Origin of the sequence: Streptomyces sp. L7, from assembly GCF_050990935.1 — a bacterium.
Taxonomy (GTDB): domain Bacteria; phylum Actinomycetota; class Actinomycetes; order Actinomycetales; family Microbacteriaceae; genus Leifsonia.
The window spans coordinates 2309270-2335319 of record NZ_CP194644.1 but is presented as its reverse complement, the minus strand read 5'-3'; the positions used below and the strand labels follow the sequence as shown (position 1 = coordinate 2335319).

Here is a 26050-nt window from a genome sequence, read left to right as displayed (position 1 = left end):
GCCCTAGTCTGGGCACAATGACGAGGCCGGAAGGTCGCCGAGTATCGCGGAGGGACGTTGTGGGAGAGCGCTATTGGACATCGTCCGTGAGCCGCGTGGATGAGTCCACCGTACGGATCCGTGGATACGACCTGGAGGAACTCATCGGAGGCGTGTCGTTCAGCGCCGCAACCTACCTCCTCATCCGCGGCTCGCTTCCCACGCCGGAGCAGACCCGGATGCTGGATGCGATCCTGACCGCGGTGCTCGACTACGCGCTGGAGAAGCCGGGCACCGTAGCGGCGCGCTACGTCATGTCGGCGAACCCCAATGTGGCGGCCGGCCTCGCGGCAGCCGTCCTCGCAGTGGGGAAGAACACGCTGGCGCCGGAGGACACGGCGAGGTTCGCGATCGAGAGCTTCGATCGGCTGCAGGTCTCGGACCGGTCGGCCGCGGAGGTGGCCGAGGAGATCGTGTCCGAATACCGGTCGTCGCGCCGCAGGATTCCGGGCCTCGGGCATCCGGTGTTCAAGTACGTCGACCCTCGCGCGCAGAAGATCAAGGAGATCGCCGAGACGCTCGGCTTCTGGGGACCGCGGGCAGCGTTCTACGAAACCCTCCACGCGGAGTTCGGGCGGCAGACGGGGCGGGACTGGATCCCGGTCAACGATGTGGGGATGATGGCCCTTGTTCTTGTGGAGATGGGCTTCACTCCCGATGAGACGACGGGAGTCGCCATCCTTTCGACGCTGCCGGGGGTCATCGCTCACCTGACCGAGGAGCAGGAGAGCGGTCGCCCGATCCGGGTCATCCCGGCGGATTCCGTCGAGTACGACCCGGCTGTCCGGGACTTTCAGGCCGATAAGGAGGCAGCGGGATGGTGAAGCGGGTAGCGATCACGGGCGCAGGTTCGGGCATCGGACTGGCGGTGGCACGTGCGTTCGCGCAGAACGGCGACACGGTCTACGTCGGCGATATCTCGCGCGAACGGCTGGACTCGACGAAAGCAGCGCTGCCCGAGGTCACGACCGTCGAACTGGACGTGACCGATTTCGACGCGATGCGAACATTCGGTGCCGAGGCCGCCGGTGACGACGGTCTCGACGTGTTCGTCAACAACGCGGGTGTCTTCGACGCGTACGCCAGCATCGAGGAGACCACGCTGGAGCTGTGGCAGCGGATCATCGCGATCAACCTGACCGGCTACTTCCACGGCTGCAAGGTCGCCTCCGAGTTGATGATCCCGAACCGACGCGGACGGATCATCAACGTCGGTTCGGTCGCCGGGCAGCGAGGTGCGGCGGACGGACTGTCCTATGCGGCGAGCAAAGCGGGGATCGAGGGCATGACGAGGAGGCTCTCCATCGACCTCGGACCGCTCGGAATCACGGCCAATGTCGTCGCCCCCGGCGTGACCCAGACAGATATCCGGAAGAATTCCGGCGAGCAGCTCGGCGGCGTCCTCGACATGGATCGCGGGATCGGAGCCTCGCCTGAACTCTGGGACTTCCTCATCCCCGCCAAGCGGGGAGGGAGCCCCGATGAGGTCGCGGCGGTCATCGCTTTCCTCGCATCCGACAGCGCCTCCTATGTCACCGGACAGGTCATCCATGTCGACGGCGGATGGACGGCCACCTGAGATGGCCGGATGGCAGGATGTGAGAATCACAGTGGGGCGGCCAGCGGAGGTCCGGAATGGTTCTTGACCAGGCAGATATCGTCGTCGTCGGGGGCGGCATCGTCGGATTGACGACGGCGCACGCGCTGAAGCAGCGCGGATTCGACGTCCTCGTCGTCGAGCAGCGGTTCACCGCGTTCGGCGCATCAGGGCGCAACTCGGGCGGCATCTGGGTGCAGACCGTGCGCGGCGGCACCGAACTTCAGCTCGCACGCCAGGGTGCCGAGCTCTACGAGCGGTTCCTCGACGATCTGGGTGACACGTTCGAGCTCCGGCGGGATGGTGGCCTCATCTACTTCGAGACCGAGGACCAGCAGAAGGTCTTCGCCGACTATGTGGCCGACCGTCGTGAGCACGGGGTCCAAGCTGAGCTGATCAGCGCTGCCGAGGCGAGAAAGTTGTCGAGCGGTGTTCCGGCGTCCGCGATCGGCGCGGTGTTCAGCGGCGACGACGCTCAGGTGAATACCGCGAAATTCACGCGCGCTCTCGGCGACGCCTGCAAACGTCGCGGCGTCCGCATCTACGAGAACACGCCTGTTCTCGGCATGACCCGACACGGAGACGCCGTGACCGGTGTCCGCACGGTGCGCGGTGACATCGCCGCAGGCGGGGTCGTCTGGTGCACGGGCGCCTGGGCCTCCACGCTGTCTTCGGAGGGCATCGATCTTCCCATCACCCCCATCCGGGTCGGGATGCTCATGACGCAGGCCGTGTCGCGGCAGGTTCACGTCGTCACACGCGGCCCGGGCGGCGTCGAGAACTTCGGAGCGCTGAGCTCCTTGCCCAGCTTCGAGCCGACACTGTTCGCTACGCCGGGCCTGGAGGAGGGCTCGCACCTCACCTACGAGGACATCGTTACGCAGAACGCCGAGGGCAATATCATCATCGGCCACACCCACGACGCGGCTCAGTCCCTCAACCCGCACATCACTGTGGAGGCGACCTCGTTGATGATCCAGTCGCTCCAGCGCCGCGATCCGTCCTTCAGAACGCTGGGCGTCACAGGTCTTTGGGCAGGACTCGTCGGAGTCACAGCCGACCGGCTGCCGATCATCGACAAGGTCGACGGGCTGTACGTCAATTCCGGCCACGTCGCCGGCACCGCTTCCGGCCCCCTCGCGGGTGAGCTGATGGCGCAGCTGGTCGCGGGGAGGACCCGACCATCCCGCTGGAACCGTTCGCTCGCGACCGCGAAGCGCTCGCGGAGCCGGTGTTCGGAGACGGGGCTCCCTGATGCACGCGAATCTCAGTGACCAGGATCGGGCCTCTCTCGCTGATCAGGACTTCCTCGACGCCATCACCGCCTTCGTGGACAGTGAACTCCACGATGTGCACGGTCGGGACGCGCGCAGCGAGTACCCCGCGGATCTGGTGAGCCGGCTCCGCCAGCTCCACCTGTTCGACGCGTGCACACGTGATCTCGAGACATACGCGCTCGCCCTCGAGGAGATCGGCCGCGGGTGGCTCAGCCTCGTCCCTGTCGTCAACGCGCACTCGACGAGCGTGTGGACGGTGAAGAACTATGGGACGGCAGCCCAGCGTGCGCGATGGAGCGGACCGCTCGAGACAGGCGCCGCCATCGCCGCTCTGGCGCTGACCGAGGCCCACGCCGGTTCCGACCTGCAGCAGATCCGCTCCACGGCCGAACGGGTGGAGCACGGGTGGTTGATCCGGGCCCGGAAAGCGCTGATCACCCACGCCGCGAACAGCGACCTGCTTCTCATCCTGGTGAGAACGGATCCGACGCCAGGAAGCGGTGCCGGCGGTCTCAGTCTCTTCCTGCTCCAGGCAGGCGAGTGGACGGTCGACCGCAGGCTCGACAAGCTCGGCTCGCGTGGCATCGAAACCGTCGAGCTGTCGGTGAACGGCATCATGGTGCCGGACGACCGCCTCATCGGCGGAGTCCCCGGCCACGGGTTCCGACAGGTCATGGACGGGCTCGAGGTCGGACGGATCGCTGTCGCGGCCGCGGCGGTCGGCGTTGCTCGAAGCGCGTTCTGGAACGCCGTGTCCTATGCGAGCGAGCGGGAAGCGTTCGGGACGGCCCTCATCGAGAAGCCGACGGTCCGCACGCGCCTCGGGGCTGTCGCCATCGAGATCGCCGCCGCCAAGGCACTGACGCTGGCCGCCGCCCGCGCCAAGCAGGCCGGCGGCAGGCGCGACATCGAGGCCGCATCGGCCAAGGTCGCGGCAGGCGACGCCGCTCTCCACGCCGCGCTGGCCGGTATGGAGCTCGGCGGCGGCTGGGCGTACGTCGAAGACCTCGAATTCTCGCGCTTCCTGAGGGATTCGGCCCTGTTCATCGCGGGGGAGGGCTCCAACGCGGTCCTGACGGACCTGGTCGGCACGCGCCTGGCGAAGGCCGGCCCGAGCCGGGATTGGATCTGAGGCCGTGCCGCTGCGACTGCCCGAGGGCAAGCGTCTCGCCGTGTCCATCTCCTCCGACTTCGACGCCCAGAGCGTCTGGATGGGGACGTTCGGCGTCGCGACGCCGAGCTTTCTCTCACGCGGCGAATTCGGCGCGCTCGTCGGCGTCGACCGCGTGCTGAACGCCTTCCGGCGGTACGGCATCACGACCACGTGGTGCACGCCTACCCACACTCTTCAGACCTTCCCGGAACAGTGCGATCGCATCCTCCAGGCGGGACACGAGATCGCCGCCCATGGCGTCTACCACGAACCGATCCACAAGCTGGACGTGGACGAAGAGCGCCGCCTGCTCGACCTCCAGATCAGCCAGCATGAACGGCTCCTCGGCCGGCGTCCGTTCGGGTATCGGTCGCCGGCGTGGGACTTCTCGGATGCGACACTCGGACTATTGGAAGAATTCGAGTTCGTCTGGGATTCCTCGCTGATGGGCCGGGACTTCGAGGTTTATCGGCCGCGCCCGGTCGTGGTGCAGGATCGCGAGAACGGGAACCGATTCGGGCCCGAGTCGCCGATCATCGAGATCCCCGTGTCGTGGTACCTGGACGATTTCCCGCCGCTGGAGAACCTCCCTCGCAGTGTCGGCATGGCGTCGACCGGCGACGTCCTGCAGCGGTGGAAGGACTCGTTCGACTTCGCGTACGAGCGCGTCCCGGGCGGAGTGTTCGCGCTGACCGTGCATCCCCAGACCATCGGGCGAGCCCACCACCTCATGATGTTCGAGCAATTCCTGGAGTACGTCGCGGGCCATGACGGTGTCTACTTCGGCACGCTGTCGGACATCGCCGCGGCCTGGGTGGATGAACAGCCCCCGTTGTAACCCTCACGGCTCCCCGGCGGTTTGCTCGTAACTACTCCTATGGATCGGGCGAGGCGCGGTTCCTAGAGTCGTCTCAAGCCTCCCGACCAACCGACGAAGGACCTCGATGAAGATCTGCTTTCTGAACCCATTCGGAACCGATGCGTACGACGAGATCATCGGAACGGTCCTGCAGGGGGCGCTCCTCCCCGACACCGAGCTGGAGATCCGTCATCTGACCACGGGCCCGCGCAACCTCGACTACTACGCGCCCAAGCAGCTGGTGCAGGTCGAGATCCTTCGTGCGGTGAAGCAGGCCGAAGAGGACGGATTCGATGCGGTGGTCATCGGATGCTGTTACGACCCGGCGCTCACCGAAGCGCGAGAACTGGTCTCCATTCCGGTGATCGGCCCTCTCGAGTCGTCAGTCGGGCTCGCCCGGCCGTTCGGTCACCGCTTCGCCGTGGTGACCGATCACCACAAGGCGGTCCCGATGTTGAAGGACACCATCCGCGTCTATGGCGCCGAGGCCAACTGCGTCTCCGTCGAATCGGTCGGCTGGTTCGTCGACGACATGGTCCTCGATCCCGCAGCCGTCGCCCACGACACGTACGCGAAGGTGCTGGACGTCATGCAGCGGACCGGAGCGGAGACCGTCATCATCGGGTGCACCATCGTCTCCGCGTGCTACGAGCTCGCTGCGATGAACGGTGAGGCAGGACTCAACGAGCTCTCCGTCATCAACCCCAACGTCTTGGCGGTCAAATCTGCGGAGCTCTTCGCCCAATTGGACGCCCGGGGCATGTACAGGATCTCGCGCGCCGGCTACTACCAGAACCTCGAGGACCATGACCCCGTCGAGGCGGCAGAGGTCGCCCCGTATTTCTCCGGCACCCACGTCTGAACGAAAGGAAGAATCATGAGCACGTCTGTCATCGTCATCGGCGGGGGCCTTGTCGGCACATCCACTGCGTACTTCACCGCGCGGGAGGGCCTGGATGTGACCTTGTTCGAGCAGGAGACCATCGGCTACGGCGCCTCCGGCCGCAATCCCGGCTTCGTGTGGCTGCACTGCCGCAACACGGGATGGGCGCTCGACGTCTCGTTCGCCGGCCGCAAGCTCTACGACGATCTCAAAGAAGATCTGCCGATCCCGTTCGAGTTCCGCGCCGACGGCGGACTCATCTACTTCACCGACGAACGCCAGGCTCCCGTCTTTGAGGAGTTCGTCGCCGCCCGGCGTGCGGACGGACTCGACATGGAGCTCATCGACAACAAGGCCGTTCGTGAGCTGGTCAAGCCCATCCGGGAAGACGTGCTTGGTGCGAGTTTCTGTGCGAACGATGCGCAGATCAACACCCCCACCGTCGTCGCCGCTCTCGCTGCGGGGGCACGACAGGCCGGCGCCGTCATCCGTGAACACGAGCCCGTGCTCGAGCTGATCTACGACGGCGAGCGGGTCGTCGGCGTGAAGACGGCCCAGGGGATGTTCTTCGCCGACTATGTCGTGGTCGCATCCGGCGCGTGGACCGAGAAGCTGATGGCCGCGAGCGGAGTCGACGCCCGCGTCGGGCGGGAACGGCTGCAGGTCATCGCCACCAAGCCGCTTCCCCAGCAGATCCGGCCCGTGGTCTACGGACCCCTGACAGCCAAGCAGTACGAGCTGTTCCGGGTACTTCCCTCGTGGGACGAGCAGGCCTTCCTCTCACCGATCGAGATCGAGACCGGGTCGTGGATGCTCACCCTCGCTGCGCAGCGCGCCAACGGAGAGATCCTCCTCGGCTGCCCGATGGACTACCCCTCCGACGTGGATCTCTCGCCGACGCTCTCGGGCATACGTGCGACCGCCGAGAACATCGGCGACGACTTCCCCGGCCTGAAGGATGCGCCGATCGACCGCATCTGGGCGGGAGTCCTGCCGTTCACCTCGGACATGGTGCCGATCATCGACGAGGCGTCGCCCGGGCTGATCGTGGCCGCGGGGCACGTCTTCGGCAACTCGTCCGGCCCGATGACCGGCAAACTCGTCAGCCAGCTCATCCGCGGAATCGAGCCGGAGATCGACCTCACCGAGGTGCGGTGGGGCAGGCACCTCGACCCGATCGTGCCCGGCGTGGCCGTGCACTGGTGACCGGTCGCATGGTCGTGCTGGGGGATGTGGACGCCGCCGGAGTGCTCTACTTCGGCAACGTCTTCCGCTGGCACGAAGAGGTGTTCACCCGGTGGCTGAGCGATGTCGGCATGCCCCTCGAGACCTTGTTCGCGAGCGGGCGCGGCCTCCCTGTGCGGTCGTCGTGGGCCGAGTACCCGGCAAGCGCCGGGCTGGGGGAGGCCCTTTCGGTCACCGTCGCGGTCAGCGATCTGCGAGACACCGAGTTCGTCTTCACCACCGATTGGCGCTCGGAGAACACCGAGCGCACCGTCTCATCCGTCTCGACCAGGCACGTGGCGTGCGTGAAGGACGCCGACTCCGGGTATTTCGTGCGGACCGACGTCTGGCCCGAGCTGCGCGAGCACCTCCAGCGCCTGACGACCTGACACCCCCACCAGCAGCCGGATTCCCTCCAGCAGCAGAAAGGCGAGAAGCAGCCATGAGTTCGACTGAACGCGCCGAATACGACTATCTGATTATCGGAGGCGGCAGTGCCGGTGCGGTCCTCGCCCGGCGCCTCGCAGACGATCCCGCCGTCGACGTCCTCCTGATCGAGGGCGGGCCGGCCTACGAAGACGACCCGAAAGTGGTCTACCTCGGTGAATCACTGGGCCTGACCGGCGATCCGAAGTACGACTACGACTACCCCCTGGTCGAACAGGAGCGCGGCAATTCGCTGCTGCGCATCAGCCGCGCGAAGATGCTCGGCGGGTGCAGCTCCCACAACGACGCCTGGGCGCTCCGTGCTCCGGACGCGGACATGGATCGATGGGAAGCGCTCGGCGCCGCGGGCTGGAACGCCGCGAGCACCGCCCCCTACTTCGAACGAGTCCTCTCGGACATGCGCGTCCACCCCGTGGCGAAGACGGCGGCCCTGTCCAACGCGGTCGTCGAGGCGGCGGGCGAGCTGAACATCCCGGAGATCGACAACACCGCCGGCGAATACGGAGAGGGGATCTCGTGGGTCTCCATGAACGAGCACGAGGGCAAACGCTTCTCGACCGCTCAGGCGTACCTGTTCCCGTCGGCTGAGCTTCCCGCCAACCTGCATCTTCAGTTGGAGACGTTGGCGACGAAGATCCTCTTCGATGGCGACAGGGCGATCGGTGTGGAGACCGACCACGGCTCCTTCTTCTCCCGTCGAGAAGTAATCGTCAGTGCGGGCGCCATCGACACCCCCAAGCTGCTGATGCTGTCGGGTATCGGCCCCGCGGAACACCTGGAGACGCACGGCATCGCGGTCAAGGTCGACCTCCCCGGCGTCGGCTCCAACCTCCAGGACCACATCGAGACCCCGGTCACCTGGGAGATCTCGAAGGACCCGGGAGAGAGCATCAACGGGCTCGATCTCGGCGTGTACGCCTCGCTCGGTGGCGACGAGGATTTCGACACACAGTTCACGGTCGGCCACCTCAACTACTGGCTGGACGCGCCGCCCTTCACCGACCTCGTGCATGCCGACCGCGCGCTCACCCTGGCACCCAATGTCGCCCGGCCGGCAAGTCGTGGCACAGTGCGTCTCGCATCCGCGGACTACCGGGACAAGCCGCTCGTCGACCCGCGCTATTTCACCGACGACCAGGACGCCGACGAGGCGAAGCTCGTCGCGGGCATCAAGGTCGCCCGCAAGTTCGCCGGCACGGCCGCGTTGAAGGACTGGATCGTCCGGGAGATCGTTCCAGGTCCCGAGTATCAGAGCGACGAGGAGCTCGGTGCTCACGCCCGGAAGTATTCGAACACCGTCTACCACCCGTTGTGCACCGCGAAGATGGGCGATCCCGCCGATCCGGACGTGGTCGTGGACGCGCGACTCCGGGTCAAGGGCGTGAACGGACTCCGGGTCGTCGACGGTTCCGTGATGCCGGAGATCGTTCGCGTGAATCCGAACATGACCATCGTCATGATCGGAATGCGGGCCGCAGATCTGGTGAGCGAGGACAACTCATGAGCGTCACGCAGTCGACCATTCCAGCCCTCGGGCACGTGATCAGTGGGAGGCGGACCGGGATCGCCGGCGAGGGTGAGTCGATCGAGGTCTTCGACCCGAGCACCGGAGTACCCGTCGCAACGCTTCCGATCGCCACCGCCGCGAACGTGGACGATGCAGTGTCGGCGGCACGCGCGGCTTTGCTCTCCTGGGCGCGCACGACCCCTGCCGTGCGCGCCGCGGCGCTGTCGGCCATCGCCGACGCGATCGACGCGCATTCCGATCGCTTCGCGTATCTCGAGTCGTTGGATGTCGGAAAGCCGATCACGAACGCGAAGGCGGAGATCGCCGGCATCTCGGACACCTTCCGCTATTACGCGGCGGCTGCCCGCACGAGCCACGGGACGGGGACGGGCACGTTCGCCGAGGGCCTCCATTCACGCGTCGAGCGGGAACCGATCGGCGTCGTGGGTCTGATCACGCCCTGGAACTACCCGTTGCTCGAAGCTGTCTGGAAGCTGGGGCCAGCGCTCGCCGCCGGCAACACGGTCGTGCTCAAACCGTCCGAACTGACGCCCCTGACCACGGTCAGCTTGTTCGAGCTCATGGCGGAGATCCTGCCCGAGGGGGTCGCGAACCTCGTCCTCGGCGACGCGACGACCGGACGGGCGATCGTCGACCATCCAGCAATCAGGATGGTGTCTCTCACCGGCGACGTCGGCACCGGGGTCGCTGTGGCGACCGGAGCGGCGGTCACGTTGAAACGCGTCCATCTGGAACTCGGCGGGAAGTCGCCTGTCGTCGTACTCGACGACGTCGATGTCGACGCGACAGCGCAGTATCTCGCCGCCGCCGGATTCGTCAACTCGGGCCAGGACTGCACGGCGGCGTGCCGTCTCATCGTCCACGACGCTGTCTTCGACGAATTCCTCGAGCGCTACATCGCACACGCACGGGCTATCGTCGTCGGGTCGGCCCTCGACGAGGCCACCACGATGGGCCCGCTCGTCTCCAGCAGGCAACGGGATCGGGTTGCCGGTTTCGTGGAGCGGGCGACGGCCGATGGCGCCCGGGTCGTCTTCGGCGGACACGAACTCGATCGCCCTGGCTACTTCTTCGAACCGACGCTGCTCACCGACGTGAGCCAGTCGTCGGAGATCGTCCAGCGCGAGGTATTCGGCCCCGTGGTCACGGCACAGCGCGCGGCCTCCGCCGACCAGGCGCTCGAGTGGGCGAACGACGTCCCCTACGGTCTCTCGGCGAGCGTGTGGACGAACGACATCAACGCGGCCCAGCGCTTCAGCCGCGAACTCGATTTCGGCACGGTCTGGATCAACACCCACCTGTGGACGGTTCCCGAGATGCCGTTCGGAGGCTTCGACGGGTCCGGATACGGCAAAGAGCTCTCCGGAATGTCGATCGACGACTATTCCCGCTACAAGCACGTGATGCTCCAGGAAAAGGCGGTCTGACGACGATCGAACCACCCGGATGACTCCACGCTCCGGCTCCGGCGCCCCTGCAGGAGCCGTGATGATCGTCGTGGCGTGCGCGATTCTCCAGGGAGGCGCCGCCCTGGCCGTCCCCCTCGTCGCGACATTCGGTTCCGAGGCCACCGCAGCTCTGCGCCTCGCGCTCGCTGGACTGCTGCTCGTCGTGCTCTACCGGCCGAGGGTTTGGAGGTGGGGCTTCCGCGCTGGGTGTTCGGTGGTTCTCTTCGGTGTCGCGGTCGCGGGGATGAATGGGTTCTTCTATGCGGCGATCTCGCGCATTCCGCTCGGCCTGACCGTGACGATCGAGTTCGTCGGTCCGCTCGCTGTCGCCGCTGTAGCGACGAAGCGGCTCAAAGACCTGCTCTGGGTGCTCCTCGCGGCGGCCGCTGTCGTCGTTCTGGGGCTCGACGGCAAGGGCCTGAACAATGCGCCGCTCGACCCCCTCGGAGTGTGCTTCGCAGTGGCAGCGGGATCGTGCTGGGCCGCCTACATCATCGTGGGCCGGCGCGTCAGCATTCGCATCCCCGGCCATGGAGCTCTCGCCGCTGGGACGTGCGTCGGCGCCGTGGTGCTGGCGCCCTTCAGCATCGGCCAGTCCGTCGCGCTCCTGGCGGAGCCGTCGGCGGTCGTGACGATTCTGGGTGTGGCCGTCCTCGGGACAGTGATTCCCTACAGCCTGCAGTTCTCGGCGATGCGCAGGCTGAGTTCGCGATCGTACGGGGTGCTCGCCAGCCTCGAGCCGGTCATCGCGGCGATCGTCGGCTGGATCTTCCTCGCTCAGTCGCTCACGTGGATGCAAGCGGTCGCCATCGCGGTCGTCGTAGCGGCTTCGCTCGCGGCAACCGTCGGTGAGCCACGGCGCGCGCCTGGGGCACGGGAAACGTCCCCCAGGCGCGCGAATGAGCGTTCTTGGTAATCGGCCGAAAGCAGAACGAAATTATCGGACATCGTCCGAGATACGCGGGCCTTCCAGGCATTTTACGATCGCAAAACGAGATCGATGCTGATCGACGACAGGTCGGCACCGGTCCGTCCGCGGTGCACATCGGCACCGCATTGAGGGAGACGCTCATGACACCACGCGACGACACCACGGCCCTTGGCGAGGACGAGTCGACAGCGACCGCGGCCATCCGGAGCATTCCGCGCGGCAAGACCCTGATCGAGGCGGACGACATCGAGGTCCGGTTCTCGGGAGTGACGGTCCTCAAGGGGGTCACGCTCGCGGTGGATCGCGGCGAAGTCGTCGCGATCATCGGCCCGAGCGGATCAGGCAAGAGCACCCTCCTGCGCTGTTTCAACCTCTTGCAGGTCCCTGACGCAGGGCAGATCACGATCGGCGACACGCAAGTCTTCTCCGGAGCGGGATCCGAGGTTCGCAGCCGGAACCTCATGCTGCTGCGCCGCAAGGTCGGCATGTGCTTCCAGTCCTTCAACTTGTTTCCGCACCTCACGGCGATCGAGAACGTGATGCTCGCCCAGACGCGGGCGCTCGGCCGGTCGAAGGCCGAAGCCAGAGAACGCGGCATCAGCCTTCTCGAGCGCGTCGGCCTGGGGTCACGCGCGGACGCGAAGCCGGCTCAGCTCTCCGGAGGTCAACAGCAGCGCGTCGCCATCGCGCGCGCTCTCGCCCTCGACCCGGAGGTGATGCTGTTCGACGAGCCGACGTCGGCCCTGGACCCGGAACTCGGCGTCGAAGTGCTCGCTGTCATGCGGGAGCTCGCAGCAGAAGGCATGACGATGCTCGTCGTCACGCACGAGATGCATTTCGCCGAAGATGTCGCCGATCGGGTCGTGTTCATGGCCGACGGACGAATCGTCGAAGAAGGTACCCCGGCGAAGATCATCCGCGACCCCGACCACGCACGGACCCGCCAGTTCCTCAGTGCGGTGATCGATCGATGACGTTCCTCGGCTACGTCTCCGCACTGCTCTCGGGCATCGGAACGACACTGACGCTCACCGCCGCCAGCTTCCTGCTCGGTGCTGTGATCGCTCTTCCGGTGTCCATCGCCCGGGTATCGCGTCTTCCGTCGCTGCGATTACTCGCGGGCTCGTATATCGAAGTCGTTCGTGGCATCCCGCCGATCGCATGGCTGTTTGTCCTCTTCTTCGGGCTGAACCAGTTCGGTCTTCGGCCTTCCAGCTTCGCGGCGGCAGTCGTCGGGCTGGGCCTGATTTCCGGGGGCTATCTGGCCGAGATTTACCGGGCAGGTCTCAATGCCGTACCGGCCGGCCAGCGAGAAGCCGCCGCGGCTCTGTCCATCGGCTCCACCGCGACCTTCCGCACGGTGATCGCCCCACAGGCCACGATCACGTCGCTGCCGCTTGCGATCGCCTACTTCATCGGCCTGCTGAAGGACAGCGCGGTCGCCTCGGTCATCGGCGTTCAGGACATCACGACGATCGCCCTGGGTCTGAGTCGGCGATCGCTGGACGCGCTCACCATCTTCGCCGCCGCCGGTCTGGTCTACCTCATCATCAGCATCCCTGTCGGCATGTTCGGCCGCTGGGCCGGGGACGCGATCACGAAGAAGTGGGGTGCCGGCCGTGCATGATGACAACTGGTGGTCGTGGCTGCTGGACCTGATGCCGGGGCTGCTCGTGAGCGTAGAGCTCACCGGAGCGCTCCTGCTCATCGGCCTTCCGTTGGGTACCATTTTCGCCCTCGGCCTGGGCAGCCCCAGCCGCGCGATCCGTTACACCGTTACTTCGATCGTGGAGATCTCTCGAGGAATCCCAGCGCTGGTCCTGCTCTACCTCGTGTATTTCGGACTGCCTCAGGTACACCTCGGCATCGACGCGTTCACGTCCGCCTCGACCGCTCTCGGGCTGAGTTTCGCCGCCTACTCCTGTGCGGCCATCAGGTCGGGGCTCGATGCCGTACCACCGGGGCAACGGGAGGCTGCTCGAGCGCTGGGTCTGCCCGCTGCCGACGAATTCTTCCGCGTGGTCCTTCCGCAGGCGGCAAGAATCGTGGCGCCACCGCTGCTCGGCTGGGCGATCATCTACTTCCAAGCCACCTCCCTGGCCTTCGCGATCGCCGTGCCGGAGTTGCTCAGCCGCGCATACACCCTCGCAGTGCAGAACTTCCAATACTTCTCACTGCTGGGTCTTGCCGCGCTGGTCTATGCGGCGATCTCCATTCCCGCCTCGCTCTTCTCCGACTACCTCGCCAACCGTCGTACCGTCCGCGCCCGCATCAGCCGAACCAAGCACCACCTCGTCACAACCCAGGAGAGATCATGAAACACAGCACATCCCGAGCAGTGGCCGCCCTCATCGGTGCCGGCGCCAGCGTCCTCATCCTTGCGGGCTGCGCCAGCGGCAGCTCCGGATCCACGGTAGATCCGAGCTGCACCCCGAAAAGCACGTTCAGCACCCTCAACTCGGGCTCGCTCACGATCGCAGGTCCGGACTACCCGCCGCTGTTCACCTACACGGACAACAAGATGGCCGGCGTCGATGGTGACATCCTCGCGAGTTTCGCCGCCGCCAATTGTCTGAAGACCACGGTGAACGTGCTTCCGGCGGCGAGCGTCATTCAAGCCGTTTCCGGTGGTCAGGCGGATGTCGCAGCCGGCGGTTGGTACCGGACCGCCGCGCGGGCGAAGGTCGTGGGTCAGACCCAGCCGGACTACTCCGACCCCGCTGTCCTCGTCGGCATTCACCCCACGAAGGACATCGGGGACTACAAGGGCAAGACCATCGGCACGACTCAGGGGTACCTGTGGTCCGACGACATGGTCAAGTGGGGAGGCGACAACGTCAAGCTGTACCAGTCGCCCGACGCCGTCTTCCAGGACCTGATGAATGGGCGGATCGACGTCGCGCTGATGGCCGTCAACGAGGCCGCCTACCGTCTGAAGCAGAATCCGGGCACCAAGCTCTCCTACACGACTATCGTGCCGTTCGCCCCGGTGCCTGCAACCAGCACTCCGTCCGTGACGAACTTCCCGTTCGCGAAGTCGAACACGAAGCTCGGGGCCGCCCTTGACGCCTACATCACGGATATTCGCAACACAGGAAAGCTCGCCAAGATCCTCGAGAAGTACGGGATCGACAAGAGCGCAGCGAACCCGTCCGCTCAGAAGTGAGTGCGCGCGGGCAGCGCTAGGTACGAACCAACAGACCGGGAGCCGGCCGCCGTCGGGGCGGTCGGCTCCTTCCATGTGAGCGGGCGCGACTCACGTAGCCCTCGTGATGCGTGCGGGACTCTCATTTCGACGGGCTTTGGTCCTGACAGAGGTTTGCCGACCATTTCTCGCTCCTCCGGGGCGGCTGACGGGTCGGTCAATTCTCCGGATTCGTCGGATGCCGGTCCACCTTGATCCAGATGGGTGGGTGGGGGCGGCGGCGCTCGCGGTAGAGCCGCAGGGCGAAGGGCGCCCAGAGGATGATCCCGACTCCCACCCCGACGAGCATTCCCCCGACGGTGTCCAGGATCCAGTGCGCGCCGAGATAGGTGCGGCTGAGCATCATCAGGAGGGTGTACACCAGCCCCGTCACCCAGACCCAGGTGCGCCGGAAGATGATCGCAAGCGTCGTCGCGATGAGGGCTGCCGTGGCGCTGTGGCCGGATGGGAACGAGCCGAAGTCCGGCTGGACGAGGATCGCGGTCGGCCGCGGGCGTCCGACGAGGTACTTGATGATGGTCACGGTCGCGCCGCTCGTCACGGCGGCGATCACGTAGTACAGGGCGGCCCAGGGGCGGCGCCAGATCAGTAGGCCGGCGATGATCACGAGCGGGACGTACACGATCGAACCGATGCCTCCGCCCACCTGATCGAGGACGAGCGCCGGGACCGTCCAGATCGGCGCGCGTGCCGTGACCAGCGCGTTCATCCACGCGACCTCGAAGTCGAACGGCTTGTCGGCCTGCCGGTAGAAGATCACCGTCGCGAGCAGGACGACGAACAGGAGCGCCGCCGCCCCGGAGACGACCCACCACAGCCGGGCGATCTTGACCTCGCCGGGAGCGTCGCTGGCGACAACCTCCTCGATGGCGTTCGCCGGCCCGGTTCCCGACCGGTGCTCGTCGGCGCTCACGGCGACTCCGGCCAGGAAGCTTGCACTCGGACAGTCCGCCTGGTCTCCGCGGCGATCACGCCGCCGATCCCCGCGAGCGAGAGCAACCGCCATGAGCGCGGCCGAGATGACGTGCAGGTTCCGCCGGGAGAAGGCTCAACCGCCCGGTCCTCGACGAGAAGCTTCTCCTGCCGTCGTCGACGCGTCCCTGCGGGTCTGTCGCTAAGCGCTGAGGTCATCGGAGGCCGAATCCGGCACGTACTTGTACAGTTCCCGCAGCGGCCGCTCGTAGTCGTCGGCCTCCGGTCGCTTGGGGAGTTTCAGCTTCTTCGGCTCGATCGTCTCGTAGGGGATCTGCGAGAGGAGGTGACTGATGACGTTCAGGCGGGCCGACTTCTTGTGGTCGCTCTCCACCGTCCACCAGGGAGCCTCGGGAATGTCGGTGGCCTTGAACATGTCGTCCTTGGCCTGCGAGTACTCCTCCCAGTGCGTGATCGAGTGGAGGTCCGTCTCGGAGAGCTTCCAGCGGCGCATCGGATCCTTGAGTCGCTTCTCGAACCGCTTCTGCTGCTCGTCGTCGGAGACCGAGAACCAGTACTTGAAGAGCATCAGACCGTCCTCGACGAGCAACCGCTCGAGCGCGGGAGCCTGCCGGAGGAAGATGTCGTATTGGTCAGGCGTGCAGTAGCCGAGCACGTGCTCGACACCGGCGCGGTTGTACCAGGATCGGTCCATCAGCACGATCTCGCCCGCTGCGGGGAGGCGCTCGATGTAGCGCTGGAAGTACCACTGACTCTTCTCGCGCTCGGTGGGGACGCCCAACGCGACGACCCGGGCGGACCGCGGATTGAGGCGTTGGATGATCCGCTTGATCGCGCCGCCCTTGCCCGCGGCATCGCGTCCTTCGAAGATGACGAGTACCCGGGCGCCCGTCGCGACGACCCACTGCTGCATGGCCACCAGCTCGATCTGAAGCCGCTTCAGCTCTGCTTCGTACGCAGCATTGCTCGGTCGGTCCCCGTTCGATTTCGACTTCTTCTTCGGAGTGCTCATCTGCCGCCTTCGATTCGTCTGGTCGAGCGAGCATACGGCGAAGGCGAAGACAATGCCCGGGGTTGAACGCGCCGTGCATCGTGCTACGCGTCCGGGCGAGGACCTGTGGGCATGATCGTGGTGTCGCGGGTTCGAGTCTGAAGCCTCAGCCGATCCAGCTCATGATGTTCCAACCGCTGCCGACCCGGTGGCGGTCAGTCCTCCCGCTCGGCCAGCCGTCGAAGTTCCTGGCGCAGTTCGTCCAGCCGCTCGCTCATCCCGACCGGATCCGGCGCCGCTGACGTGCGGTCGATGCGCAGTTCGATTTCGCGTGAGATCTCGGCCCACGCCTCTGCGCGGGCCTGCTCGACCGTGTGCGCGAGGTACTCGCCGTCTCGCGACCGCCGTCTCAGCTCGTCAGCGGTGGCGCGCGAGAGCGCTTGTCTGCGCTGCAGGTTGATCGAGTCGGCAGACCGGTAGTCGTGCGAATGTTCCGGCTCTCCTTCGAGGACGGCGGCGAACCGGCGCTCGGCTGCGACACGGGCTTCTGTCGCATCCGCGTCGTCGGCGAGCGTGAGAAGGGCGCCCCGGGCCACGTGGACGAAGGGGGCCTGCGCGAAGACCGCGTTCTCCGTGGTGAGCATCTCGGTGATGATCGCGTTCCGCACGGTCATGCGCACCGAGAAATCGGCGAGCAGCATTCCCTCTTCGAGGGCGCGTTCAACGGTGGCGGGCTGGACGATCTGGAGGCCGGCCTCATCGAACGGACGCATCGGGACGCGTCGCGGCTGTCGCCGGAAGAAGGGCATCGCCTCACTCCTTCCGGCGCCCACGCTCAGACGCGGTCGAGCCAGGTCAGCCGGGAGCCGCCCTCGACGATGTGACCCGAGAGCTCTGCATTGAAAGCGATGCCGTGCTCAGACCGCATGTGGGCGTCGAAGGCGTCGGCGTCGGCATACTCTTCGTAGACGAAGAAGGCTCGGGGATCCTCCACGAGGCGGTGGGCGATGAAGCTCACGTTCCCGGGCTCCTGCCTGACCTGCTCGGCGAGGCCGGCCACGAGGCGTTCGACCTCGTCCTCGTGGCCGGGCCGAGCGGTGAACTCGGCGTAGAGCGTCTTGGCCTCACCCAACTTTTGCGCCGGTCATGATGGCCACCGCATCGGTCATCGAGTGGGACTGCGGAGTGATCGTCGCTGCACGCTTGCCGAGGCGCTGGATGTGGATGCGGTCGGCGACCTCGAAGACGTGCGGCATGTTGTGGCTGATCAGGATGACGGGGATTCCGCGGTCACGCAGGTTCTTCACGAGTGCGAGAACCTGGGCCGACTCCCGCACGCCCAGCGCGGCCGTCGGCTCGTCGAGGACGACGACCTTCGACCCGAACGCCGCGGCGCGGGCGACGGCGACGGCCTGGCGCTGGCCACCGGAGAGGTTCTCGACCGGGACGGTGACATCTTGGAGGGTCGTGATGCCCAGCGTGGTGAGCTCGTCCTTCGCCTGCTTGCGCATCTTCTTGGTGTCCATGATGCGGAACACCGATCCGAGCACGCCTGCGCGACGGACTTCGCGGCCGAGGAACAGGTTCGACGCCACGTCGAGCGCGGGGGAGACGGCCAGGTTCTGGTAGACCGTCTCGATCCCGGCGGCGCGGGCGTCCTGCGGGCGGCGGAAATGGATGGGCTGGCCGTCGAGGAACAGTTCCCCTTCGTCCGGGATCTCGGCGCCCGTCAGGCACTTGATGAGGGTGGACTTGCCCGCTCCGTTGTCGCCGATGATGGCGAGCACCTCGCCCGGGTAGAGCTGCAGGCTGACGCCGTCGAGTCCGACGACCCTCCCGAAGGTTTTGACCAGGCGTCGGGCTTCGAGCACCGGTGCGCGGGTCTCGGTCGGCGTTGCCGACGGGTTGTCGGTTGCGATGGTCACTTCCGTACCTTCCGAATCCACTGGTCGACCGAGACGGCGACGATGACGAGGATGCCCACGGCGAGCACCTGGTAGAGAACGTCGAGCCCGGCGACCGCCAGGCCCTCTTCGAACACGCCGACGATGAGGGCTCCGAGGAGGGTGCCCCACACGGTGCCGCGCCCGCCGAACAGGCTCGTGCCTCCGATCACCACAGCGGTGATCGACTCGAGGTTGGTGGCGGTTCCGTCGTTGGGGCCGATGCCGTCGACGCGGCCGATCAGCACCCAGGCGCCGACGGCGAGGATGGCGCCCGCCGCGAGATACACGCTAAGCAGCACGCGCTGCACCCGGATGCCGGCCAGGCGGGCGGCTTCCGCGTCGTCGCCGACGGCGTAGACGTGACGGCCCCACGCTGTGCGTCCGAGGATCGTGGCGACGATCGCGTAGAGCACGACCATCACGACGACGCCCCAGGTGATCTGCACCCCGGCGAGGTTGAAGGTGTTGCCCAGTGCTGTGATGGGTCCCGGCAGGTTCTGCCCCTGGACGGACGCGCTGTTCGAGTAGAGCAGCAGCACGGCCGTGAAGATGCTCAGCGTCCCCAGCGTCACGATGAACGGCGGCAGTTTCAGCCGTGTCACCAGGAGGCCGTTGAGGAGTCCCGTGGCGAGGCCGGTGAGGAGGCCGAGCAGGAGGGCGAGCGGCCACGGCACGTGGTTGCTGGAGGCGGTCTGGGCGATGACGAGCCCCGCGAGGGTGGTCGCCGCCCCGACCGAGAGGTCGATGCCGGAGGTGAGGATGATCAGCGTCTGGGCGATGCCGATGGTGCCGACCACCGCCACCTGCTGGGTGATGAGCGAGAGGTTGCCGGGGTTGAGGAACCGCGGGTTGATGATGCCGAAGACGATGATCGAGAGCACGAGCACCACTGCCGGGCTCAGTGCCGGGTAGCGGTGCAGCAGCCCGCGGATCCGGGTCAGCGGTGTGGTGCGGTGAAGGAACTCCTGGGCGAGATCCAGCTCCGACGTCGGAGGGCTGGTCTGCGCCGCTGGGTTGGACTGAGCGTTTGGTTTGCTCGTGGTGGGATTACTCACGATGTGGTGCTCCTGAACTTCTGTGTTCGGTGCGATGGTTTGCGGACCATGCTGTCGGATCCTCTGTTGAAGGAGGAAGCTGACCCGGACCGGTTCCCCGGTCCGGGTCGGTGGGCCTTACTTGCCCCAGCAGATGGAGCTGGCGGCGTCGGGGGTGATGCTCGTGAGGCCGGGCACTGCGGTGCTGGTCACCAGCTGCGACCCGGTGTTGTAGAAGTCCAGGCCGGAGCTGGTCTTCGGCTTCTGGCCCGTCTTCGCGAGCTTCACGATCGCCTCCATGCCGAGCGACGCCATCTTCGCAGGGTACTGCTGGCTGGTCGCGCCGATGATGCCGGACTTCACCTGGCTGACGCCGGTGCAGCCGCCGTCGATGGAGACCAGGATCGTTCCCTTGGCCTTGCCGGCCGCCTGGAGCGCCTGGTACGCGCCGTACGCCGCGGGCTCGTTGATCGTGTAGACGACGTTGACGTTCGGGTCCTTCGCGAGGATCGTCTCCATCGCGGTGCGGCCGTCGGCGGCGTCGCCGTTGGTGGGCTGGTGGCCGGCGATCGTGTAGCTGCCGCCCGTGCCGCCCGTGTAGTTGCCGCTCTTGGCCTCGCTGCCGTTCTTGGACGAGTCGGGGACCTTGATGCCCATGCCCTTCAGGAAACCCTGGTCGCGGTTGAGGTCGACCGAGACCACCTGGGTGTTGAACAGGTCGAGCATCGCGATGTCGGCGGCCTTGCCGTTCAGCTGGGAGGCGGTCCACTTGCCGATCGCCTCGCCCGCGGCGAAGTTGTCGGTGGCGAACGTGATGTCGACCGAGGAGGGCGGGGTCGGGACGGTGTCGAGTGCGATGACGTACAGGCCGGCCTTGCGCGCTTTGTCGATCGCGTTCTGCACGCCGGGGCCGTTCGGGGTGATCAGGATGCCCTTGTCGCCACGGCCGATGGCCGATTCGATCGCCTGCACCTGGGTGGCGACATCGCCATCCTGCTTGCCGGCCGCGAGGGTCAGGTTGACTCCGGCTTTGGCGGCGTCGGCCTTGGCCGCGTCTTCCATGGATACGAAGTACGGGTTGGTGGTGGTCTTCACGATCAGCGAGACGCCGACCTTGTCGGAACCGGAACCGGAACCGGAACTGGAACATGCGGCCAGTCCGAGCGCGCTCAGCGAAGCGATGGCCGCAACTGCGAGGACGCGCTTACGGGTGGAGCGGGATGCTGTGAAATTCAACGGTGAACTCCTCTGGGTGTCTGTACCCGCTGTCCACTGACAACGGTGTCATAACGTTAGGTTTAGAGCATGCGGGGCGCTATAGTCAAGCCATATCGCTCAATTGGAGAGAAAACGTGACATCGCTGTCAAACTCAACCCCGACCTCGGTCGGCACCTCCAGGCGACCGACGATGCGCGATGTGGCCACGTTGGCCGGCGTCGGCATCAAGACGGTCAGCCGGGTCATCAACGGCGAGCCGCACGTGTCGGCCGCGACCATCGAACGCGTGCAGCGGGCCGCGGCGGACCTGAACTTCCAGCCCGATCTGCACGCCGGAAATCTCCGCCGCACGGGCCGCCGCACGGCCACGATCGGCCTCCTCGTCGGCAGCGTCTCCAACCCGTTCTCGGGCGCGCTTCACCGGGCTGTCGAAGATATCGCCGTCCACCGCGGCGTGGCTGTCTTCGCCTCCAGCCTCGACGACGACCCCGACCTCGAGGAGCGAGCGGTCGATGCTTTCCTCAAGCGCCGCGTCGACGGGCTGATCCTCACGACCATCAAACGCAGCCAGGCCTATCTCCTCGCCGAGCAGAAGCACGGCACGCCGCTGGTGTTCATCGACCGTGAGCCGACCGGGCTGGAAGCCGACTCGGTCGTCTCCAGCAACGCCGCGGGTGCCGCGGAGGCGACCCGGCACCTGATCCAGCACGGCCACCGCCATATCGCCTATCTGGGTGACCGCCCCGAAATCCAGACCGCACGGGAACGCAAGCGCGGCTTCATGGAGGAGCTGGGTAGGGCGGGCATACCGACTGGAGAGGTCACGATCGTCGAAGGCTTGACTGACGAGGCCCGTTCGCAGGCTGCGGTCGAGGCGCTCTTCGCCGGCCCGACCCCTCCGACCGCTCTCTTCAGCGCTCAGAACCTCATCACCGTGGGCGCCTATCGGGCCCTCCGTCGGCTCGGGCTGCAGCACACGGTCGCCCTCGTCGGCTTCGACGACATCGAACTCGCCGACCTTCTGGAGCCGGGGCTCACCGTCGTGGCCCAGGACGCAGCGCGCATCGGGCACGTCGCGGCCGAGCGAATCTTCGCCCGCCTGGACGACGCCTCTCTGGAACCGCAGACGTTCGTCGTCCCCACCGTCCTCATCCCACGCGGATCGGGCGAAATCTCGCCGTGAAGTCCGCGGTCGACGCCGCAGCCATCGTGGTCGTCAGCTCCTTCCCCTTCGATGACACCGCTCAGACCGCTGTGCTTTCGAAGCCTCCTGAGTCCAGGTGCTAGCGTCGCCCGCATGACTGTCACCTCTCTCCTCGACATGCGTTTCGCGGCCGACCACCTCGAGGACGGGCCGCGCGCGTTGCTCGACATCCTCGCGGACACGCGTGCGTTCGAGGGCTGCCTCGGCGTGCGGGTCGTCACGGACGTCACCGACCCGTCGCACGTGGTCGCGGTCGAGCACTGGGAATCGCTCGAGCATGACGAGGCCTACCGCGCTTGGCGGGCCGGTCCCGGCGCTTCGGGCCTCGGCGCCTACCTGGCCGGGCCGCCCGCACTGACACGGTTCGCCGACGTCGTGTCGCTCTGACGCTGGAATTCCGCCGGCGCTCCGCCGACGGGAGTCTTTCGGCGTGATCCCCGCGCCCTCCGCTACACCGCCCGCTGCAGGTTCTGCGCGATCGTCTCGAGCGCGTCCTCGAGGGACCGCTGGATGCCGGGGAGGTCCTCTGTCGTGTCGATGGTCAGCTCGGCTGTGCCGTCGGAGACCCGCAGGGAGCCGCTGTAGTCGTGGGGGCCGGGAGCGGACCAGCGGATCTCCTTCGCAGCGAAGTCGGCGTCGAAACGAGCCTCGGCCGTGACCGTCTCCTCCTTGCCGTCGCGGTCGGTGTGGACGTGGGCGGTCGTCTCCACGGTGCCGTCCGGCTGCTCGTGGGCGCTCACCATGTGGGGGAAGTACTGCGGCAGGTTCTCAGGGTCGGCGATGTACGAGAAGTAGGCGTCGGTGTCGCCCTCGATCGCCCTGGTCGCGGTGTAGGTCGTCATGTCCGGGAAGCTAGTACGGCGGTCGGGTGCTCGGATAGCGGTTGACCGCGGTGCGGGCGGGTGGTGCGTGGGCGTGGGGCGCCGCGCTCAGCCCGCGAGGCTCGCGCCGAGCATCGACTCGGCGACGGCGACGATCAGGCGCACGACCTCCGTCTCGCTTTTCGTTCCGGCGAGGATGTCCATCACGAGGCCGTCCTCGAGGGCGACGAGGGCCCAGGGGATGTCGGCCGGGTCCAGGCGCGGCGCGAATGCGCCTTCGGCGATTCCGTCGTCGATGATCGCCCGGTAGATCTCCGCCTGGCGTCGGTCGAGGGCGTGGTCGGCGTCGTTGAGTCGCTCGTCGCGGATGCTCGCCGCCCAGAACTCGTAGAGGATGCGCGACTCGTCGCCCGCGATAACGCCCGTCGCGCCTGCCCGGATCGCGGCGACCATCCGGTCGGCGGGGAGTCCGCGGCGGCGACCTCCGCCACGATCGTCTCGATGAAGCGGTCGCTCGCAGCGAACACGAGCTCTTCGATGATCTCGGTGAGGCTGTCGAAGTAGTACAGCAGGGCGGAAGGCTCCATGCCGGCGGCTGTGGCGATAGCCCGCAGCGTCGTGCCGCTCGCCCCCTCGCGGACGGCGACGTCGCGAGCCCGGTCGAGGATATCGAGGCGGCGCTCGGCGCGGCGGTTGGGGCGGCCCATCCACCCATTCTGTCGCACGCGAGAGACGTGGGGCGTCGCAAATTTGAATTAGCTTCAAAAAAGTCTTGACATCAGAGTCCCACAGTTGTTTGAATGCCATTCAGATTTCTCCATCGACGACGAAGACGAAGGATAGGAGACCACATGACCCCGAAACAAGCCGATTCGCCCGGCATCGCCGCGCAGTCGGACAAGGGCCTGCGGCCGAACGCGATCGGCCTCGGCCGGATCGTCGCGCTCGGGCTGGCGGCGGTCGCTCCGGCGTACAGCCTGGCAGTGACCCTCGGCTACGTCGTCGGCGCGGTCGGGTTCCAGACGCCCGCGGCCTTCCTGCTCGGCTTCCTCCCCATCCTCTTCACCGCCTTCGCCTTCCGCGACCTCAACGCGGCGATGCCCGACTGCGGCGGAGTCTTCGTCTGGATCTCGCGCGCGCTGGGGCCGGTCGCCGGCTGGTTCTTCGGCGGCTGGGTGCCGCAGATCGCGACCTTCATCGCCACCGCTGCCCTCGCGGAGGTCGCGACCGTCTACCTCCTGGACGCAGCCGGGCTCGAGGCGCTCGCTGCCGACCCGCTCGTCACCACGTCCGGCGCCGTCCTGCTCATCGCGGTGAGTGCCGCGATCGCCGTGCGCGGCATCGAGCTGGCGGCGTGGGTGCAGTACGCGCTGATCGCCTTGCAGATCGTGGCGATCGGCGGGTTCTGCATCGGCGCGTTCATCGCCATGGGCAACGGCACCGCGCCGGGCGCAGCGACCGCGCCGAGCCTCGACTGGTTCAACCCCTTCGCCGTCTCCGACCCGGGTGGACTGGTCACCGGCGTCGTCCTGTGCCTGTTCATCTACTGGGGGTGGGACTCCCTCATCTCGGTCAACGAGGAGACGACCGAACGCTCGCGAACGCCAGGCCGGGCGGTGCTCATCTCGACGATCATCCTGCTCGTGCTCTACTGCGGCGCGTCGGTCGCCGCGCTCGGGTTCGGCGGCATCGGGCTCATCACATCGCCGCACGCGATCTCCGATGTGCTGTCGGTCCTCGGCCCGATGGCCACGGGACAAGTCTTCGGCCGGGTCATCACCCTGGCCATCGGGCTCTCGGCGCTCGCGGCGCTCTTCACCGTCGCCGTGTCCACTCCGCGGTCGTGGTTGAGCATGGCCACCTATCGCGCCCTCCCGGCCGCGGTCGCCCGCGTGCACCGCACCCACCGCACCCCGCACGTCGCCACCTACTGGTGGGCCGGGATCAGCTGCGCGACCGTCGTGATGCTCACCCTCCTCTCGACGGACTTCATCGGGCTGGCCGTGCTGGCCATCGGCGTGATGATCGCGGCCTACTACGCGGCGACCGCGCTCGCGGCGATCGTCTACTTCGCGCCCGACATGCGCCGCAGCGCCGGTCGACTGATCGTGGCGGGGGTCCTGCCCGCCGTCGGCGCGATGCTGATGCTGATCGCCTTCGTCGTGAGCGCCATCGACATGGCGCGGCCGGACTATGCCGGCACGTCGATCCTCGGGATCGGGACGGTCTTCTGGATCGGGATCGGCGCCCTCCTGCTCGGCGTCGTCGTCACGGTCGCGATCCGCCCGGTGTTCGCCGACTTCTTCGCCAAGCGGACGATCCCAGTCGGGCGCTCCGGCGACACCGACTTCGTCATCGCCGACCCCGCCGACCCCGCCGACCCCGCCGACCCCGCCGACCCCGCCGAGCCCGCCCTGGCCGCACCCGTGGCCCTCCCCGCAACCCGAGAGGAGCGCTGACCATGCGCATTCTGTCCATCGCCGCCGTCCAGACCGTCCCCGTCGCCGGCGACCTCGATGCGACCTGGAGCCGGTTCGAGGCGCAGGTGCGCAGCGTGGTCGCCCTGCGCTCGCACGTCGACCTCATCGTCGTGCCCGAGTTGCTGCTCGCCGCTCCCGGTCCGCTCCTGCTGGAGGATGCCGACGCCGACGCCCGTGCCGCCACGACCATACCGGGCCCGGTGACCGACGCGCTCGCCCGGCTCGCGCGCGAGCTGGGCGTCTGGCTCGTGCCGGGGACCCTGGTGGAGCGGGACGACCACGGGCGTTTGTTCAACACCGCCGTCGCCGTCTCGCCGCAAGGCGAGGTCGTTGCCCGTTACCGCAAGCTGTTCCCCTGGCGCCCGTACGAGCAGCTGCAGCCGGGAAGCGACTTCGTCACCTTCGACATCCCCGACATCGGGCGCATCGGCCTCGCCATCTGCTTCGACGGCAGCTTCCCGGAGGTGTCCCGGCAACTGGCGTGGCTCGGAGCGGAGGTCATCCTCCAGCCGACCCTCACCACGACCCGCGACAGGGAGATGGAGGTCGTGATGGCGCGAGCCAACGCCTTCGCGAACCAGGTGTACGTCGTCAATGTCAACGGCGCGGCGCCGATCGGGGTCGGGGAGAGCGTCGTCGTCGACCCGGAGGGCACCATCGTGCAGCACGCCGGTGGGGGAGAGGAGGTGCTGTTCGCGGTGCTCGACCTCGACAGGGTCTCGCTCGTCCGGGAGTACGGCTCGCACGGCATCAACCGGCCGTGGAGCTAGCTCGCGGACCAGTGCACGATCCTCCGCTACTCGATGTTCGGCGGCGCCGAGGTCCGCCCGC

28 protein-coding genes and 1 pseudogene are annotated in these 26050 nt (G+C 67.0%); 19 read left to right on the top strand and 10 right to left on the bottom strand.

Annotated elements, in window-relative coordinates:
- Positions 1-17 precede the first annotated feature (17 nt).
- From ACR5MH_RS11635 to ACR5MH_RS11565, 15 genes are all read left to right on the top strand, one after another.
- Positions 18-863: a citryl-CoA lyase gene (locus ACR5MH_RS11635; RefSeq protein ID WP_433862644.1), complete on the top strand. Its 846-nt coding sequence runs from the start codon at positions 18-20 to the stop codon at positions 861-863.
- Positions 857-1618, top strand: coding sequence for an SDR family NAD(P)-dependent oxidoreductase (locus tag ACR5MH_RS11630; protein ID WP_431347353.1), 762 nt, complete (start codon positions 857-859; stop codon positions 1616-1618). The genes ACR5MH_RS11635 and ACR5MH_RS11630 overlap by 7 nt, the downstream gene beginning before the upstream one ends.
- A 56-nt stretch (positions 1619-1674) precedes the next feature.
- Entirely contained in the window at positions 1675-2910 is a 1236-nt protein-coding gene (locus ACR5MH_RS11625) for an NAD(P)/FAD-dependent oxidoreductase (protein ID WP_433861778.1), read from the top strand.
- Positions 2891-4045 carry an acyl-CoA dehydrogenase family protein gene (locus tag ACR5MH_RS11620; protein ID WP_433861777.1) on the top strand — a complete coding sequence of 385 codons (1155 nt, stop codon included), beginning with the start codon at positions 2891-2893 and terminating at the stop codon, positions 4043-4045. Before ACR5MH_RS11625 ends, ACR5MH_RS11620 begins: the two co-directional genes overlap by 20 nt.
- 4 nt (positions 4046-4049) lie before the next feature.
- Entirely contained in the window at positions 4050-4904 is an 855-nt protein-coding gene (locus tag ACR5MH_RS11615; RefSeq protein ID WP_431347350.1) for a polysaccharide deacetylase family protein, read from the top strand.
- A 106-nt stretch (positions 4905-5010) separates the two neighbouring features.
- A complete protein-coding gene (locus ACR5MH_RS11610; RefSeq protein WP_431347349.1) occupies positions 5011-5787 on the top strand; it encodes an aspartate/glutamate racemase family protein in 777 nt (258 codons plus the stop codon).
- A 15-nt stretch (positions 5788-5802) separates the two neighbouring features.
- A complete protein-coding gene (locus ACR5MH_RS11605; RefSeq protein WP_431347348.1) occupies positions 5803-7014 on the top strand; it encodes an NAD(P)/FAD-dependent oxidoreductase in 1212 nt (403 codons plus the stop codon).
- A complete protein-coding gene (locus ACR5MH_RS11600) occupies positions 7011-7421 on the top strand; it encodes an acyl-CoA thioesterase (protein WP_431347347.1) in 411 nt (136 codons plus the stop codon). The genes ACR5MH_RS11605 and ACR5MH_RS11600 overlap by 4 nt, the downstream gene beginning before the upstream one ends.
- Positions 7422-7474: 53 nt before the next feature.
- Entirely contained in the window at positions 7475-8983 is a 1509-nt protein-coding gene (locus ACR5MH_RS11595; RefSeq protein WP_431347346.1) for a GMC family oxidoreductase, read from the top strand.
- Positions 8980-10434, top strand: coding sequence for an aldehyde dehydrogenase family protein (locus ACR5MH_RS11590; RefSeq protein ID WP_431347345.1), 1455 nt, complete (start codon positions 8980-8982; stop codon positions 10432-10434). Before ACR5MH_RS11595 ends, ACR5MH_RS11590 begins: the two co-directional genes overlap by 4 nt.
- 19 nt (positions 10435-10453) lie before the next feature.
- The gene (locus ACR5MH_RS11585; RefSeq protein WP_433861776.1) at positions 10454-11371 is read left to right on the top strand and encodes an EamA family transporter; all 918 of its coding nucleotides are present in this window, start codon (positions 10454-10456) and stop codon (positions 11369-11371) included.
- Positions 11372-11526: 155 nt separating this feature from the next.
- On the top strand, positions 11527-12360 hold the full coding sequence (locus ACR5MH_RS11580) for an amino acid ABC transporter ATP-binding protein (protein WP_433862643.1): 834 nt from the start codon (positions 11527-11529) through the stop codon (positions 12358-12360).
- A complete protein-coding gene (locus ACR5MH_RS11575) occupies positions 12357-13013 on the top strand; it encodes an amino acid ABC transporter permease (RefSeq protein WP_431347342.1) in 657 nt (218 codons plus the stop codon). Before ACR5MH_RS11580 ends, ACR5MH_RS11575 begins: the two co-directional genes overlap by 4 nt.
- Complete coding sequence (locus ACR5MH_RS11570; RefSeq protein WP_431347341.1) at positions 13006-13704, top strand: amino acid ABC transporter permease; 699 nt, start codon at positions 13006-13008, stop codon at positions 13702-13704. Before ACR5MH_RS11575 ends, ACR5MH_RS11570 begins: the two co-directional genes overlap by 8 nt.
- Positions 13701-14552: a substrate-binding periplasmic protein gene (locus ACR5MH_RS11565; protein WP_431347340.1), complete on the top strand. Its 852-nt coding sequence runs from the start codon at positions 13701-13703 to the stop codon at positions 14550-14552. Before ACR5MH_RS11570 ends, ACR5MH_RS11565 begins: the two co-directional genes overlap by 4 nt.
- A 196-nt stretch (positions 14553-14748) precedes the next feature.
- On the opposite strand, the gene ACR5MH_RS11560 is transcribed toward ACR5MH_RS11565, so the two are convergent.
- The 7 genes from ACR5MH_RS11560 to ACR5MH_RS11530 form a co-directional block, all read right to left on the bottom strand.
- Complete coding sequence (locus tag ACR5MH_RS11560; RefSeq protein WP_431347339.1) at positions 14749-15504, bottom strand: phosphatase PAP2 family protein; 756 nt, start codon at positions 15502-15504, stop codon at positions 14749-14751.
- 201 nt (positions 15505-15705) lie between these two features.
- The gene (gene ppk2, locus ACR5MH_RS11555) at positions 15706-16536 is read right to left on the bottom strand and encodes a polyphosphate kinase 2 (RefSeq protein ID WP_431347338.1); all 831 of its coding nucleotides are present in this window, start codon (positions 16534-16536) and stop codon (positions 15706-15708) included.
- A gap of 194 nt (positions 16537-16730) precedes the next feature.
- Positions 16731-17324, bottom strand: coding sequence for a hypothetical protein (locus ACR5MH_RS11550; protein WP_431347337.1), 594 nt, complete (start codon positions 17322-17324; stop codon positions 16731-16733).
- 26 nt (positions 17325-17350) lie between these two features.
- Positions 17351-17647: a putative quinol monooxygenase gene (locus ACR5MH_RS11545; RefSeq protein ID WP_431347336.1), complete on the bottom strand. Its 297-nt coding sequence runs from the start codon at positions 17645-17647 to the stop codon at positions 17351-17353.
- Positions 17640-18434, bottom strand: coding sequence for an ATP-binding cassette domain-containing protein (locus tag ACR5MH_RS11540; protein ID WP_431349398.1), 795 nt, complete (start codon positions 18432-18434; stop codon positions 17640-17642). The genes ACR5MH_RS11545 and ACR5MH_RS11540 overlap by 8 nt, the downstream gene beginning before the upstream one ends.
- 2 nt (positions 18435-18436) lie before the next feature.
- Positions 18437-19516 carry an ABC transporter permease gene (locus ACR5MH_RS11535; protein WP_431347335.1) on the bottom strand — a complete coding sequence of 360 codons (1080 nt, stop codon included), beginning with the start codon at positions 19514-19516 and terminating at the stop codon, positions 18437-18439.
- 117 nt (positions 19517-19633) lie between these two features.
- Positions 19634-20731, bottom strand: coding sequence for a substrate-binding domain-containing protein (locus ACR5MH_RS11530; protein WP_431347334.1), 1098 nt, complete (start codon positions 20729-20731; stop codon positions 19634-19636).
- A 116-nt stretch (positions 20732-20847) separates the two neighbouring features.
- On the opposite strand from ACR5MH_RS11530, the gene ACR5MH_RS11525 reads away from it, so the two are divergent.
- Together ACR5MH_RS11525 and ACR5MH_RS11520 are read left to right on the top strand one after the other, a co-directional pair.
- Positions 20848-21897, top strand: coding sequence for a LacI family DNA-binding transcriptional regulator (locus ACR5MH_RS11525; protein WP_433861775.1), 1050 nt, complete (start codon positions 20848-20850; stop codon positions 21895-21897).
- Positions 21898-22011: 114 nt separating this feature from the next.
- The gene (locus ACR5MH_RS11520) at positions 22012-22305 is read left to right on the top strand and encodes a putative quinol monooxygenase (protein WP_431347333.1); all 294 of its coding nucleotides are present in this window, start codon (positions 22012-22014) and stop codon (positions 22303-22305) included.
- 62 nt (positions 22306-22367) lie between these two features.
- Here ACR5MH_RS11520 and ACR5MH_RS11515 read toward each other — a convergent pair whose 3' ends face one another.
- From ACR5MH_RS11515 to ACR5MH_RS11505, 3 genes and pseudogenes are all read right to left on the bottom strand, one after another.
- Entirely contained in the window at positions 22368-22760 is a 393-nt protein-coding gene (locus ACR5MH_RS11515) for an SRPBCC family protein (RefSeq protein ID WP_431347332.1), read from the bottom strand.
- An 87-nt stretch (positions 22761-22847) separates the two neighbouring features.
- Positions 22848-23192 (bottom strand): TetR family transcriptional regulator C-terminal domain-containing protein, encoded by a 345-nt coding sequence (locus tag ACR5MH_RS11510; protein WP_431347331.1) that lies wholly within the window; start codon positions 23190-23192, stop codon positions 22848-22850.
- A gap of 86 nt (positions 23193-23278) precedes the next feature.
- Positions 23279-23446, bottom strand: a pseudogene (locus ACR5MH_RS11505) (helix-turn-helix domain-containing protein); the annotation flags it as partial.
- A 144-nt stretch (positions 23447-23590) separates the two neighbouring features.
- Here ACR5MH_RS11505 and ACR5MH_RS11500 point away from each other — a divergent pair.
- Both ACR5MH_RS11500 and ACR5MH_RS11495 read left to right on the top strand, forming a co-directional pair.
- A complete protein-coding gene (locus tag ACR5MH_RS11500; protein ID WP_431347330.1) occupies positions 23591-25198 on the top strand; it encodes an APC family permease in 1608 nt (535 codons plus the stop codon).
- Positions 25199-25200: 2 nt separating this feature from the next.
- Positions 25201-25989 carry a carbon-nitrogen hydrolase family protein gene (locus ACR5MH_RS11495; protein ID WP_431347329.1) on the top strand — a complete coding sequence of 263 codons (789 nt, stop codon included), beginning with the start codon at positions 25201-25203 and terminating at the stop codon, positions 25987-25989.
- Positions 25990-26050: the final 61 nt, after the last annotated feature.